At 74.8% G+C, this 13,252-nt stretch carries 12 protein-coding genes; 9 read left to right on the top strand and 3 right to left on the bottom strand.

Features of this window, described 5'->3' with window-relative positions:
• The first annotated feature begins 67 nt into the window (after positions 1–67).
• Together ACLQ2W_RS10415 and ACLQ2W_RS10410 are read left to right on the top strand one after the other, a co-directional pair.
• Complete coding sequence (locus ACLQ2W_RS10415; RefSeq protein ID WP_091068708.1) at positions 68–283, top strand: biotin/lipoyl-binding carrier protein; 216 nt, start codon at positions 68–70, stop codon at positions 281–283.
• A complete protein-coding gene (locus ACLQ2W_RS10410; protein ID WP_425786228.1) occupies positions 280–819 on the top strand; it encodes a GNAT family N-acetyltransferase in 540 nt (179 codons plus the stop codon). The genes ACLQ2W_RS10415 and ACLQ2W_RS10410 overlap by 4 nt, the downstream gene beginning before the upstream one ends.
• Positions 820–835: 16 nt before the next feature.
• Here the strand turns inward: ACLQ2W_RS10410 and ACLQ2W_RS10405 are convergent, their stop codons facing one another.
• Positions 836–1,405, bottom strand: a complete 570-nt coding sequence (locus ACLQ2W_RS10405; RefSeq protein WP_425786227.1) for a TetR/AcrR family transcriptional regulator — start codon at positions 1,403–1,405, stop codon at positions 836–838.
• Between the two features lie 119 nt (positions 1,406–1,524).
• Here ACLQ2W_RS10405 and ACLQ2W_RS10400 point away from each other — a divergent pair, with 119 nt between their 5' ends.
• Positions 1,525–3,114, top strand: coding sequence for an MDR family MFS transporter (locus tag ACLQ2W_RS10400; protein WP_425786226.1), 1,590 nt, complete (start codon positions 1,525–1,527; stop codon positions 3,112–3,114).
• Between the two features lie 45 nt (positions 3,115–3,159).
• Here ACLQ2W_RS10400 and ACLQ2W_RS10395 read toward each other — a convergent pair whose 3' ends face one another.
• Entirely contained in the window at positions 3,160–4,773 is a 1,614-nt protein-coding gene (locus tag ACLQ2W_RS10395; RefSeq protein WP_425786225.1) for a tetratricopeptide repeat protein, read from the bottom strand.
• 183 nt (positions 4,774–4,956) lie between these two features.
• Between ACLQ2W_RS10395 and ACLQ2W_RS10390 the strand changes: the two genes are divergently transcribed.
• Both ACLQ2W_RS10390 and ACLQ2W_RS10385 read left to right on the top strand, forming a co-directional pair.
• Entirely contained in the window at positions 4,957–5,985 is a 1,029-nt protein-coding gene (locus ACLQ2W_RS10390) for an SIS domain-containing protein (protein WP_425786481.1), read from the top strand.
• A 24-nt stretch (positions 5,986–6,009) separates the two neighbouring features.
• Entirely contained in the window at positions 6,010–7,572 is a 1,563-nt protein-coding gene (locus ACLQ2W_RS10385; RefSeq protein ID WP_425786224.1) for a histidine kinase N-terminal domain-containing protein, read from the top strand.
• Between the two features lie 16 nt (positions 7,573–7,588).
• Here the strand turns inward: ACLQ2W_RS10385 and ACLQ2W_RS10380 are convergent, their stop codons facing one another.
• Positions 7,589–9,259, bottom strand: coding sequence for a glycosyltransferase family 39 protein (locus ACLQ2W_RS10380; RefSeq protein WP_425786223.1), 1,671 nt, complete (start codon positions 9,257–9,259; stop codon positions 7,589–7,591).
• Positions 9,260–9,812: 553 nt separating this feature from the next.
• Here ACLQ2W_RS10380 and ACLQ2W_RS10375 point away from each other — a divergent pair.
• From ACLQ2W_RS10375 to ACLQ2W_RS10360, 4 genes are read left to right on the top strand one after another with little or no spacing between them, the layout of a single operon-like run.
• The gene (locus ACLQ2W_RS10375; protein WP_396777932.1) at positions 9,813–11,522 is read left to right on the top strand and encodes a nitrite/sulfite reductase; all 1,710 of its coding nucleotides are present in this window, start codon (positions 9,813–9,815) and stop codon (positions 11,520–11,522) included.
• Positions 11,519–11,677, top strand: coding sequence for an IS1 family transposase (locus ACLQ2W_RS10370; protein ID WP_174530537.1), 159 nt, complete (start codon positions 11,519–11,521; stop codon positions 11,675–11,677). The genes ACLQ2W_RS10375 and ACLQ2W_RS10370 overlap by 4 nt, the downstream gene beginning before the upstream one ends.
• Positions 11,674–12,432 carry a phosphoadenylyl-sulfate reductase gene (locus ACLQ2W_RS10365; protein ID WP_281937753.1) on the top strand — a complete coding sequence of 253 codons (759 nt, stop codon included), beginning with the start codon at positions 11,674–11,676 and terminating at the stop codon, positions 12,430–12,432. The genes ACLQ2W_RS10370 and ACLQ2W_RS10365 overlap by 4 nt, the downstream gene beginning before the upstream one ends.
• Positions 12,414–13,151, top strand: a complete 738-nt coding sequence (locus ACLQ2W_RS10360) for a sirohydrochlorin chelatase (protein ID WP_425786222.1) — start codon at positions 12,414–12,416, stop codon at positions 13,149–13,151. Before ACLQ2W_RS10365 ends, ACLQ2W_RS10360 begins: the two co-directional genes overlap by 19 nt.
• Positions 13,152–13,252: the final 101 nt, after the last annotated feature.

Here is a 13,252-nt window from a genome sequence, read left to right as displayed (position 1 = left end):
TCGACGTGACCGGCGTCATGATTGGATGACCGTTCGCAGGACTGTCGGGGAGAGGGAGGGCCGGGAGATGGCCGAGGAGATCCGCGCCGAGATGGTGGCGAACGTCTGGAAGGTCGTCGCGTCGGCCGGGGACACCGTGTCCGAGGGCGACACGCTGGTGATCCTGGAGTCGATGAAGATGGAGATCCCGGTGGTGGCCGAGTCCGACGGCGTGGTGCAGCAGTTGGCGGTCAACGAGGGCGACGTGGTGCAGGACGGCGACCTGATCGCGGTGATCGGTTGACCCGCCCGTTCGTCCGCCGCGCCGAGCCGGCGGACTTCCCGGCGGTGGCCCGCCTGACGGTGGCCGCGTACGAGGCGGACGGCCAGCTCAAGGGCGAGACCGGGTACGCGCCGGTGCTCGCCGACGTGGCCGGCCGGGCGGCGACCGGTGAGGTGCTGGTGGCCGTGGACGGGGGCACCGGCGCGGTGCTCGGCGCGGTGACGTTCGTGCTGCCGGGCACCCCGTACGCGGAACTCGCCGGGCCCGGTGAGGCGGAGTTCCGGATGCTCGCGGTGGATCCGGCCGCGCAGGGCCGGGGCGCCGGCGTGGCGCTGGTCGAGGCGTGCGTGGCGCGCGCCGCCGAGCTGGGCTGCTCGGCGGTGGTGATCTGCGTACGCGCCGGCATGGCGGCGAGCGCGTGGCGCCTCTACGACCGGTTCGGGTTCGTCCGCGCGCCGGAGAAGGACTGGGCCCCGCAGCCCGGGATCGAGCTGCTCGGCCTGCGCCGAGTGCTGACCGCCTCCGCCGACCGCCGCGCCCGCACCGACGCGCCCTGACCGTCGGGGCGGAGCGTCAGCCCTCGTCGCCGATCTTCGCGAGCAGTTCCTCGGCCACCTCGAGCGCGATCTTCTTGCGTTCTTCGTCGGTGACGCCCGGTGTGCGCACCGCGAACCAGCTGCTGTGCACCGCGAACAGGGTGAGCGCGGCGCGTAGCTGGGCGGCCGGCGAGTCGTCGCCGCGGCTCAGCTCGCCGGCCAGCCGCATCATCCGGTCCCGCATCTGCTGACCGGCGGCGAGGCTCTTGAGCACGGTCTGGTTCTGTTCGAAGAACCGCATCACCTTGGGCAGTTCGCCGGCGAACATGGCGTCGGCGTACTGGGCGATGAGCGCGCGTCGGGTCGCCAGCGTGGCGGGCTGTTCCGCGGCCCAGGCGATCAGCTCGTCCATCCGGCGCAGCCGGTCGTCGACGAAGCTGGTGACGATCTCGTCCTTGCTCTTGAAGTGGTAGTAGAGCGCGGCCTTGGTCACGTTGAGCCGCTCGGCGATCTCTCGCAGCGAGGTCTTCTCGTAACCCTGCTCGGTGAAGAGCTCCAGCGCGACGGCCTGGATCCGTTGCCGCGTGCCGCCTGTGCTCTCGCTCACCCGACCGACACCTTCCCATCCGCTTGACGTTCGTCCCGTAGTCAGCTTACCGTGCGGCTAGTAAGTCAACTAGCCGGGCGGCAAGTAAGTCGATCACGGATCTGCGGGGGAGCCTACCGATGAGTCAACCAGCACCGGACATCGCGAGACCCAATGTCCGCGTCGTCCTGTTCGGCCTGATGATCGCGATGATGCTCGCGATGCTCGACAACATGATCGTCAGCACCGCGCTGCCGCGCATCGTGTTCGAGTTCGGCGGCGCCGACCACTTCACCTGGGTGGTCACCGCCTACGTGCTGGGCACCACGGTCTCCACCCCGATCTGGGGCAAGCTCGGTGACCTCTACGGCCGCAAGGCGGTCTTCCTCACCGCGGTGGTCGTCTTCCTGATCGGCTCCGCGTTGTGCGGCATGTCCGGCTCCGGCGTCTTCGGCGGCACCGACAGCGGGATGATGGAGCTGATCGCGTTCCGGGCGGTCCAGGGCCTCGGCGCGGGCGGCCTGATGGTCGGCGTCATGGCGATCATCGGGGACCTGGTCCCGCCGCGTGAGCGGGGTCGCTACCAGGGCATGATCGCCGGCATCATGGCCATCGCCATGGTGGCCGGCCCGTTGGTCGGCGGCTTCATCACCGACCACCTCTCCTGGCGCTGGGCGTTCTACGTCAACCTGCCGCTGGGCGGCGTGGCGCTGCTGCTGCTCGCGACCACCATGCACCTGCCGAAGTACCGCACCGAGCACAAGATCGACTGGCTGGGCGCGGCGCTGCTCTCCGTCGGCATCACCGCGATCGTGCTGGTCACCACCTGGGGCGGCAACGAGTACGACTGGGCCTCGCCGCAGATCCTCGGGCTGGCCGCGCTGGCGGTGGTCGCGCTTGTCGCGTTCGCGCTGGTGGAACGGCGGGTGCCCGAGCCGATCCTGCCGCTGGGCCTGTTCGCCAACCGCAACTTCGCGCTCATCTCGGTGATCGGCTTCCTGCTCGGCTTCGCCATGTTCGGCGCGATGAACTTCCTGCCGCTCTACCAGCAGACCGTGCAGGGCGCCTCGGCCACCAACAGCGGCCTGCTGCTGCTCCCGTTGATGTTCGGCATGCTGGTGGTCTCGCTGGTGGTCGGCCGCACGATCACGAAGACCGGCCGCTACCGGGCCTTCCCGATCGTCGGCGGCGTGGTGATGGCCGTCGGCATGGGGCTGCTCAGCCTGCTCGACCTGGACACCAGCAAGGCCCAGTCCTCGCTCTACATGGTCGTGCTCGGCGTCGGCATGGGTTTCCTGATGCAGACGTCGATGCTGATCGCCCAGAACAGCGTCGAGCAGAAGGACCTGGGCGCGGCGAGCGGCGCGGCCACGTTCTTCCGGTCCATCGGCGGCTCGTTCGGCGTCTCGCTCTTCGGCGCCGTCTTCGCCAACCGGCTCGCCGACTCGGCCGCCGGTCCGGCCTTCGCCGGTGGCGGCGGCGGTGAGGGCGGCGCGATGAACCTGGAGGCGCTGAAGAAGCTCACCGGTCCGGCCCGGGAACTGGTGCTCGGCGCGCTCTCCGACGCCATCTCGCACGTGTTCCTCTGGGCCGTCTTCATCACCGTGGCGGTCCCGGTGCTCGCCTGGTTCATCAAGGAGGTGCCGCTGCGCGCGACGAACGACACCCCGCCCCCCAGCGCCACCCCCGAGGACGAGGCCGAGATCGCCCTCGGCAAGGCCCCGGTGTAAGGAGGGGGCCCCGGTTAACGCCTGGCGATGTGCCGGGGCCCCCTCCTAACGCCGCCCGCGGCGGAACAGGCCGGTGAGGCGTCGCCACAGCCGGCGCAGCGGGCCGGCGTCGGCGGCGGCGACCAGCGCGTCGGCCGTCGCGCGGGCGGGCGCGTCGAGGGCCGGGGTGGCCCGCGCCAGATGCGCCAGCGACACCGCCGCCGGGGTGTGACGGACCCGAGCGGCCGCCACCCCGGCGAGCCGCCCGGTCACCAGCGCGGCCACGTCGGCGCGTACGGCGGGGTCCACCCAGGCGGCGGTGATCAGGGCGAACAGTGCCGCCTCGGCCACCGCGCCCGGCTCGCCCCCGGCCAGGTCCCGCAGCACCCGGCGGCGGGTCGACTCCGCCCACGGCTCGTCGGTGCGGTGGTGCAGCAGGCCGAGACACGCCCAGACCTGCGCGCACCGGGCCCAGAGCGCCGGGTCCTGACCGCCGAGCACCCGGCCCAGCGCGGTCGGCGGCGCGTCCGGCGGGTACGCCAGCAGGCCGAGCAGGTCGGTCAGGTCCAGCGTGGCCAGCCCGACCGCGGCGTCGTACGCGGCCGGGGGATGCGGCCACGCCGGGTGCGCCACCTGCTGGAGCCGCAGCACCGCGTCGGCCGACGGGCGCGTGGCGTCGTCCGGCGCGGGCGGCCGGTCGGCGGCGGCCGGGGTCACCTGGCCGAGCCAGGGCCGTCCACGGCAGCACTCGGCGAGGTCGCCGTGCTCGTGCGTGTCGTCCGGATGGTCGCGGACGAAGTCCGCGAGCGCCACCAGGTGGTCCACGTTCCCGTCGCGCAGGAAACGCAGCCGGTACGCGGTGTGCACGGCGCAGTCGAACGTCGGGTCCTTGGCCAGCGCCCGGTCGACCCAGCCCAGTGCCGCGTCGAGCCGGCCGTGGTCGGCCAACGTGCCGGCGATGTCGGCGTAGACCGCCAGGTCGTCCGGGTCGAGCGCGACCGCACGTTCCAGCGCGGCCAGCGCGTCGGCGGTCCGGCCGGCGCTGCGGTACGCGTACCCGAGCCACACCTCGCCGAGTTTGGTGGGCTCCGCGCGTACCCCCCGGGTGGCCCAGGTGACCGCGAGGGCGACCTCGCCGAGCCGCCGGGCCAGCGCGGACGCCGCGCCCAGCAGCAGCGGGTGGTCCGGATGCACGGTGATCGCGTTGCGGGCCAGCGTGAGGTACGGCTGGAGCGGCTCGCGCAGCCGGCGCGGGACCGGGTCGGGCGCGGCGGCGCAGACCTGCATGAGGATCCGGGCGGCGCGCTCCGGGTCGAGCCGTTCCGGCAGGTCGGCGGCGGTCACCCAGGGCACGGCGGCCCACGGCGCGCCGGGCGCGTAGCCGGTGGCGGCGGCCAGCAGGTCGAGTCCTTCGGCGGGGCGGCCGGCGGCGGCGAGCAGGTGCGCCCGGGCCACCACGGCGCCGACGAAGGCGTGCTGGCCGAGCGGGAAGAGATCCAGGTCGCCGCCGCTGGCCGCGGCGAGCCGGGCGAGCGTCTCGTGCGCCTCGGGCAGCGTGGGGGAGCGCACCAGCGCGGCGGCCACGTGGTCGGCGGCGTGCCGGAGGTCGCCCTCGCCCAGCGCCAGCCGGGCCAGCGCGAGTTCCTCCTCCGCGGAGAGCGCGGCGTCGTCCTCGGGCACGTCGTCCTCTCGCCGGCGGGTCGGTCAGCCGGGCAAGCCTAGGGGATCTTGTCGAAGAGTGGTGATCCACTGCGCACTACTGCTCGTTGCTTTGCCGGTTGCGGCGCAAACGTGCAAGACTGAGCACCGAACGCGCGGCAATCGCGCAGAAGGGGGTGCGGGGTGACACGTCCAGGGGCCGGCATGGCCGCCGACATCGACGAGCAGCCGGCCGGCTACGAGCGTCTGCTCACCGCCGAGCACGCGGACGCCATCGCCCGGGTCGCGGCGGCCGTCGCGCAGCGACGACCCCGGCACGTGGTCTTCACCGCCCGGGGCACCTCCGACCACGCGGCGCTCTACGCGGCGTACCTCACCGAGATCCGCCTCGGCCTGCCCGCCGGGCTCGCCTCGCCCAGCGCGATCACCGTCTTCGGCGCCCGCCCCGACCTGTCCGACGCGCTCGTCGTCGGCGTCAGTCAGAGCGGCGGCTCGCCCGACCTCGCCGAGGTGCTGCGGGTGGCCCGCGCCTCCGGCGCGCTCACCCTGGCCGTCACCAACAACCCCGACTCGCCGCTGGTGGAGACCGCCGAGCTGAGCGTCGACGTGGCCGCCGGACACGAGCGGGCGGTCGCCGCCACCAAGACCTACACCGCCGAGCTGCTCGCGCTGCTCATGCTCATCGAGGGCGTACGCGCCGGCGACGGCGTGCTGCCCGCCGACGAGCGGGCCGCGCTGGCCCGCCTGCCCGAGCTGGCCGCCCGCACGCTCGCCGACGACACCCCGGCCCGGCTGGCCCCGCGCTACCGGTTCGCCGCCCAGCTCGTCACCACCGGCCGGGGCTACGCGTACCCGACCGCCCGGGAGGCGGCGCTCAAACTGATGGAGACGTCGTACCTGCCGGCGCTCGCCTTCTCCGGCGCCGACCTGCTGCACGGCCCGCTCGCCATGACCGACCCGGACGTGCCGGTGCTCGCCGTGGTCGGCTCCGGCCCCGGCGGCACGTCGATGCGGGAGGTGCTGCCCCGGCTGGGCGAACGCCGGGCCGACGTGGTGGTGGTCGGCTCCGCCGACGTCGGGGAGACCCGGATGGCGGTCCCGGAGGTCGACGAGCGGTACGCGCCGCTGCTCGACATCCTGCCGCTGCAACGGCTCGCGCTGGCGCTGGCGCTGACCCGCGGCGAGGACCCGGACGCGCCGCGCGGGTTGAAGAAGGTCACGACCACGATGTGAGCCGGGCGTGGCACGCTGTGGGGCGTGTCCACCCTCCGTGACCTCGCCGAGGAGCACACCACGCTCCGGCCGGCCGACATCGACCACCTCCACCGGATCGCCGGCGACTGGCAGTTGCTGTCCGACCTCTCCTTCGCCGACCTGCTGCTCTGGGTGCCGGTGGACGGCGACGGCACCTTCCTCTGCGTGGCCCAGGTCCGCCCCACCACCGCCCCGACCGCCTACCTCGACGACCAGGTCGGCCGCATCGTCGGCGGGCCCGAGGTGGCGCACCTGGAGGTGGCCCACCGGCAGGGCCGGATCTGGCGGGAGGGCGACCCGGTCTGGTACGGCGACGTGCCGGCCCGGCACGAGGCCATCCCGGTGCGGCTGCGCACCGGCGACGGGGAGAGCGGCGAGGTGGTCGCCGTGGTCGGGCGGGACACCAACCTCTCCACCGCGCGTACCCCGAGCCAGCTCGAACTGAACTACCTGACCACCGCCGACGACCTGGCCCAGATGATCGCCGACGGCACGTTCCCGCCGCCCCGGCACCCGGGCGAGACCACCTCGGCGCCCCGGGTCGGCGACGGGCTGGTGCGGCTCGACGCCAACGGCAAGGTCACCTACGCCAGCCCGAACGCGCAGTCCGCCTACCGCCGGTTGGGCTTCGCCTCCCACCTGGTCGGGGAGGACCTGGCCAAGCTGCACCGCCGCCTGGCCGGTGACCCCCTGGAGGGCACCGACGCCGGCAACGCGGTGCTCGCCGCGCTGCGCGGCGAGGCCCCGCCGCGCCGCGAGATCGACGCCCGGGGCGCCACCATGCTCACCCGGGCGCTGCCGCTGATGCCCGCCGGTGTGCCGATCGGCGCGCTGGTCCTGGTCCGCGACATCACCGAGGTACGCCGCCGCGACCGCGCCCTGATCACCAAGGACGCCACCATCCGGGAGATCCACCACCGGGTGAAGAACAACCTCCAGACCGTCGCCGCGCTGCTGCGTCTCCAGGCCCGCCGGGTCGCCATGCCGGAGGCCCGCGTCGCGCTGGAGGAATCGGTACGCCGGGTCGCCTCGATCGCGCTGGTGCACGAGACGCTCTCCATGTCCAGCGACGAGGCGGTCGAGTTCGACGGCATCGTGGACCGGGTGGCCAGCGCCGCGACCGAGGTGGCCGCCACCGAGGTGACCGTCGGCATGCGTCGCAGGGGCAGCTTCGGCGTCCTGCCCGCCGAGATCGCCACGTCGCTGGTGATGGTGCTCAACGAGCTGCTCCTCAACGCCGTGGAACACGGCTTCCCGCCGGCCGACGAGGAGGCCGCCCCCGCCCCGGCGGACGCGCCGCGACCCGAGGTGGTGGTCTCGGTGCACCGGCACCGCAAGCAGCTCCACGTCTCGGTCACCGACAACGGTCGCGGCCTGCCCGAGCAGTTCGACGCCGAGCGCGGCGGCAACCTGGGGCTCCAGATCGTCCGGGCGCTCGTCACCGGCGAGCTGCGCGGCACCATCGAGCTGCGCAACGGCACCACCGGCGGCACCGAGGCGGTGCTCGTCGTCCCGCTGGCCCGCGGCACCACCGACCGTCTCACCGGCCGGGCGGGGCCGCCCTGACGCCCGCGCGACCGCCTCACCGGACGAGCAACGCCACCGTGAGCCCCGGGCGGGGCCAGACCTGGCGGACCGGGAAGCCGTCCCGCAACGCCTCGCCCTTCGCGCCGGGCACCGCCGCCAGCGGGTCGGCCCGGCGCCCGGTGACCACCAGCCAGACCCGGTCCACGCCGGCCAGGCAGCGCGCCGGGTCGCCGCACTCGGTGGCCCACAGACTCGCGTCCGCCCGCTGGTCGCGGACCACCAGCACGTCGCGGGGCAGCCGCGACCCCAGGTGGTACGCCAGGCCCAGATCCGGGAACAGCCAGCCGTCCCGGGGGGAGTACACGATCGCGTCGCCCGGCCGCGCACCGGCGGCGACGATCCCGGCCGCGCCCGCGTAGTCGACCGGGGCGCTGCGGGGCCACTCGTGGGTACGCCGCAACGCCGCCTGATCGGGCAGCCCGAGCAGCCCGGCCAGGACGATCACGGCCAGCGCCGCCCCGAGCCCGGTCCCGCCCGGCGCCGCTCTCGGCGGCGCTGTTTCGCGCGGTGCTGTTTCGGGCGGCGCTGATTGGAGTGGTCCCGCCACGGCCGGTCGGCTGCCGGCCGGCGTCGCCGCGGCCAGTGCGGCCCCGGCCAGCAGGCAGCCGAACGGCACGATGAAGAGCAGGTAGCGGGTCACCCAGAGTGGAACCAGCGTGCCGGCGGTGAAGAGCAGCAGCACCGGCAGCAGCGCCGCCGCCCCGGGCAACAACGCCCGCCGACCGAGCCGAACCGCCCCGAGCGCGGCGAGTCCCAGCAGGAACCCGCCCACCACGCCGCTCTGTGCCAGCCCGCCCGGCAGCGACACCAGGTCCGGCAGACGGGCCGGATCGACCCAGTCGAGCTGCCGGCCGCGCTGGCCCCGGGCGGTCGACGCCAGCGGGGTGACGAGCGCGACGGCCGGGAGCAGCGCCAGCAGCCACCACGCGAGCACCCGCCGGCCGGGCGCCGGTGCCGCCCCGCCGGCCAGGTGCGCCGCCTCCGCTCCCGGGTCGCCGGGCGGGGACGCGTCGAGGGTGTCGGGTCGGGGCCGGTCGGCCGGGCCGAGGCCGGCGGCGGTCGGGCCGCGGGCGGCGGTCAGCAGCACCGCCACGGCATGCGCGGCGAGCAGGGTGAGCGCGATCAGGTGGAGCAGACCGAGGGCGGCGACCGCGACCGCGTACCCGGCCCAGCGCCGCCGGGACGGGCGGCGCAACGCGTCGACCAGCAGCAGCGTGGCGAGCACGGCGAGCAGCGTGGCGAGCGCGTACGGGCGGGCCTCCTGGCCGTAGCGCGAGGTGGCCGGCAGGACGGCGAACAGCAGCCCGGCCAGGAGCCCGGCCCGGTCGCCGGCGAGGCGCGCGCCGAGCCGGGCGGTCAGCGCGGCGGCGGCCGCCATGGCGAGCGCGGAGGGCAGCCGCAGCGCCGTGGGGGAGGTGCCGGCCACCGCGGTCCACCCGTGCATGAGCAGGTAGTACGGCCCGGTGGCGGCGTCGATGGTGCGGGTCAGCCGGACCAGGTCCGGCAGCGGGCGGGTGGCGGCGCTCCAGGTGGCCAACTCGTCCCGCCAGGGCTGCGCGTGCCCGAGCCCGACCAGCGTGATCGCCAGGGTCACCAACCCGGGCACCGCCCACACCGGCCAACCGGCCCAGGCCCGGCCCGGCGCAGTTTCGGTGAACGCGCTCACACCCCGCAGCGTCACACGCCCGCCCACCCCCGCCGGCCCGCTCCACCAATTCCACCCGGCTCAGGCCCCCACCGAGGCCCCCCGGCTCGTCGATCATGAGGTTGACCGCGTCCGCCGTCCCTTTTGTCGCCGCCAACTTCATGATCGACGGGGCGGGGGTGGGCGGGGTCGGGGGGAGCGCGGGTGGGGTGGGGTGGGAGAAGTGTGGGCGGGGAAGTGATGCTGGTCACGGGGGGTGAGGGGTGGACGGGTGTCGATTGAGATGGGACGCCCGTGATGTGGGATCAGCGGGTCGGCCGCTAGCCGGTGGTCCGGCGGTGTGGCAGCATGATGCACATGACCGCCGCTGTCGTCCGCCGCTTCGTGGCCCGTCGCCACGTTGACTACGGCCGCGTGCGCAGCGCGATCTGTCCGGCCCACTGACGACGCCCGACCCATTTGTCTCGGGCGCTCCGCGCCGGCCGTCAGCGACACCGCCGTCCACGGCCCTCCCCAGGGCCGGCCGCCGCGTCCGCGCTCCCAGGCACCGCAGCAGACAACGGAGGACGCCGCGATGGCGGTCAGCAGCACCCCCACCCGCTCGGACGCTTCGGCTCCCGTCGCCCGGGCGCCCCGCCGGCCGCGCGGCGAGGGCCAGTGGGCGCTCGGGCACCGTGAGCCGCTCAACCCCAACGAGCGGATCAAGAAGGACGACGACCCGCTGAACGTGCGGGACCGGATCGAGAACATCTACGCCCACCGGGGCTTCGCCTCGATCGACCCGCAGGACCTGCGCGGCCGGTTCCGCTGGTGGGGGCTCTACACCCAGCGCAAGGCCGGCATCGACGGCGGGCGCACCGCCGTGCTGGAGCCGCACGAGCTGGAGGACGAGTTCTTCATGCTCCGGGTGCGGGTGGATGGCGGCCAGCTCAGCCTGGCCCAGCTCCGGGTGGTCGCGGAGATCTCCCGCGAGTTCGCCCGGGACACCGCCGACATCACCGACCGGCAGAACATCCAGTACCACTGGATCCGGGTCGAGGACATGCCGGAGATCTGGCGCCGGCTGGAGGCGGTCGGCCTCCAGACCACCGAGGCGTGCGGCGACTGCCCCCGGATCGTGCTCGGCAGCCCGGTCGCCGGCGTGGCCCGGGACGAGGTGCTCGACCCGACCCCGGCCATCGACGAGATCGTCCGCCGGTACGTCGGCGACAAGCAGTTCTCCAACCTGCCCCGCAAGTTCAAGACGTCGATCTCCTGGCTGGTCGACACGCCGTACGAGGCGAACGACATCGCGCTCCTCGGGGTCGAGCACCCGGAGCACGGCCCCGGCTTCGACGTCTGGGTCGGCGGCGGGCTCTCCACCAACCCGATGCTGGCCAAGCGGCTCGGCGTCTGGGTGCCGCTGGACGAGGTGCCGGACGTGTGGGCCGGCGTGGTCGGCATCTTCCGTGACTACGGCTACCGCCGGCTGCGCAACCGCGCCCGGTTGAAGTTCCTGGTCGCGGACTGGGGCGTGGAGCACTTCCGCGAGGTGCTGGAGAAGGAGTACCTGGGCCGGGCGCTGCTGGACGGCCCGGCCGCGGAGCTGCCGGCGAAGCCGGTCGACCACATCGGCGTGCACCCGCAGCGCGACGGCGCGAACTACGTCGGCGCGGCCCCGGTGGTCGGCCGGGTGTCCGGCACCCAGCTCGCCGCGCTGGCCGACGTGGTCGAGGCGCACGGCAGCGACCGGGTGCGGCTCACCCCGTACCAGAAGCTGCTGGTGCTGGACGTCGCGCCGGAGCGGACCGAGGAGCTGGTGACGGCGCTGCGCGGAATCGGTCTGGAGGCCCGGCCGTCGGCCTGGCGGCGCGGCACCATGGCCTGCACCGGCATCGAGTTCTGCAAGCTGGCCATCGTGGAGACCAAGCGGCGCGGTGAGGAGCTGGTGGCCCGGCTGGAGGAGCGGCTGCGGGACTTCGACGCGGACATCTCCATCCACCTGAACGGCTGCCCGAACGCCTGCGCCCGCACCCAGGTCGCGGACATCGGGCTCAAGGGCCAGCTCGTGGTCGGTCCGGACGGGCGGCAGGTCGAGGGCTTCCAGGTGCACCTGGGCGGCGGCCTCGGCATGGCCGCCGGGCAGACCGCCGGCTTCGGCCGCAAGCTGCGCGGCCTGAAGACCACGGCCGACGAGCTTCCGGAGTACGTGGAACGGCTGGCCCGCCGCTACCTGGCCGGCCGGACCGACGGCGAGAGCTTCGCCAACTGGGTCATCAGAGTCGACGAGGAGGAGCTTCGGTGAGTGACGCTCGATCTGCGCCTCTCTACTGCCCGTACTGCGGGGAGGAGGACCTGCGACCGCACGAGGCCGGGCACGGCGCCTGGGAGTGCCACGCCTGCGCGCGGGTCTTCTCGGTGAAGTTCACCGGGCTGCTGGGCCGGGCGGTGGCCCGGTGACCGGCCTGGTCTCCGCCGCCGGGCTGGGTCTGGTCGGCGGCGCCGCTCCGGCCGACCCGGCCCGGCGGGACCCGGCGGAGCTGCGCGCGCTGGCCGAGGAGGCCGGGCGGGAGCTGGCGGACGCGCCCGCGCTGGAGATCGCCCGCTGGGCGGTGCAGACGTTCGGCGAGCGGTTCTGCGTGACCAGCTCGATGGCCGACGGGGTGCTGGCGCACCTGGTCTCCCGGGTCGCGCCCGGCGTCGACGTGGTGTTCCTCGACACCGGGCTGCACTTCCCGGAGACGCTCCGGGTGCGTGACGAGGTGGCCCGGCGGATGCCGGTGCGGGTCCGCTCGATCCGCCCCCGGATGACCGTCGGCCAGCAGGACGGCCAGTACGGGCCCCGCCTGTTCAACAGGTCCCCGGACGACTGCTGCCAGTTGCGCAAGGTGGAGCCGTTGGAACGGGCGCTGGCCGGGTACGACGCCTGGGCCGCCGGGCTGCGCCGGGACGAGTCGCCGACCCGCGCGAACACGCCGGTGGTGGGGTTCGACCCGCGTCGCGGCAAGGTCAAGGTGAACCCGATCGCCGCCTGGACGCAGCGTGAGGTGGACGCGTACGTGGCCCGCCACGACATCCCGGTGAACGAGCTGTTCGCCAAGGGCTACGGCTCGATCGGCTGCTGGCCGTGCACCCGTCGCCTGAAGGCGGGGGAGGACCCGCGGGCCGGGCGCTGGGCGATGTTCGAGAAGACCGAGTGCGGCCTGCACACCTGACCGACGCGTCACCGTTGGTGCTGGTGGCGCACGGCAGCCGTGACCCGCGTGCGGCGGAGGCGACGCGGGCGCTGGCCCGGGCGGTGGGCGCCGGCTGTCCCGGCCGGCCGGTGCTGCCGGCCTGGCTCGACCACACCGATCCCGGGCCGGCCGACGTGCTGCGGCGACTGGCCGCCGACGGGCACTCCCGGGTGGTCCTGGTGCCGTTGCTGCTGACCGCCGCGTATCACCGGAAGGTGGACATCCCGGCGGCGATCGCGGCGGCCGGCGCGGGCCTCGACGTGCGGGTGACCGAGGTGCTGGGGCCGACCGGCGGCGTGGTCGACGGTCGGCTGCTGGCCGGCCTGCGGCGCCGGCTGGGCGAGGCCGCCGGGACGGACGCGGACGCCGTGGTGCTGGCCGCGGCCGGCACCCGGGATCCCGCCGCGCGGGCCTCGGTGGGCCGGGTCGCCGCGGCGCTCGGCACCGGGCTGGGCGTGCCCTGCCGGGTGTCGTACGCCTCGGCGGCGCCTCCGGAGGTGGGGGGCGCGGTGCGGCGGTTGCGCGCGGCGGGCGCCCGCCGGGTCGCGGTGGCCGCCTACTTCCTGGCGCCGGGCCGGTTCCACGACGGGGTACGCGCGGCGGCCCGCTCGGCCGGCGCGGTGGCGGTCGCCGACCCGCTCACCGACCTCCCGGAGCTTGCCGAACTGGTGTGGCGGCGGGTGACGGCGGCGGCCTGACCGGCGCTCGTCGTCGGCGCACTCGTCGAGCAGCCCGGAGAGCAGCCGCCCCGGCCTGACCGGCTTCCGGAACAGCAGAACGCCCCGGCCGGGAATCCCGG

It is taken from the genome of Micromonospora sp. DT227, assembly GCF_049841835.1.
GTDB lineage: Bacteria > Actinomycetota > Actinomycetes > Mycobacteriales > Micromonosporaceae > Micromonospora.
The sequence above is the reverse complement of the archived record's forward strand: the minus strand, read 5'-3'. Positions and strand labels throughout refer to the sequence as shown.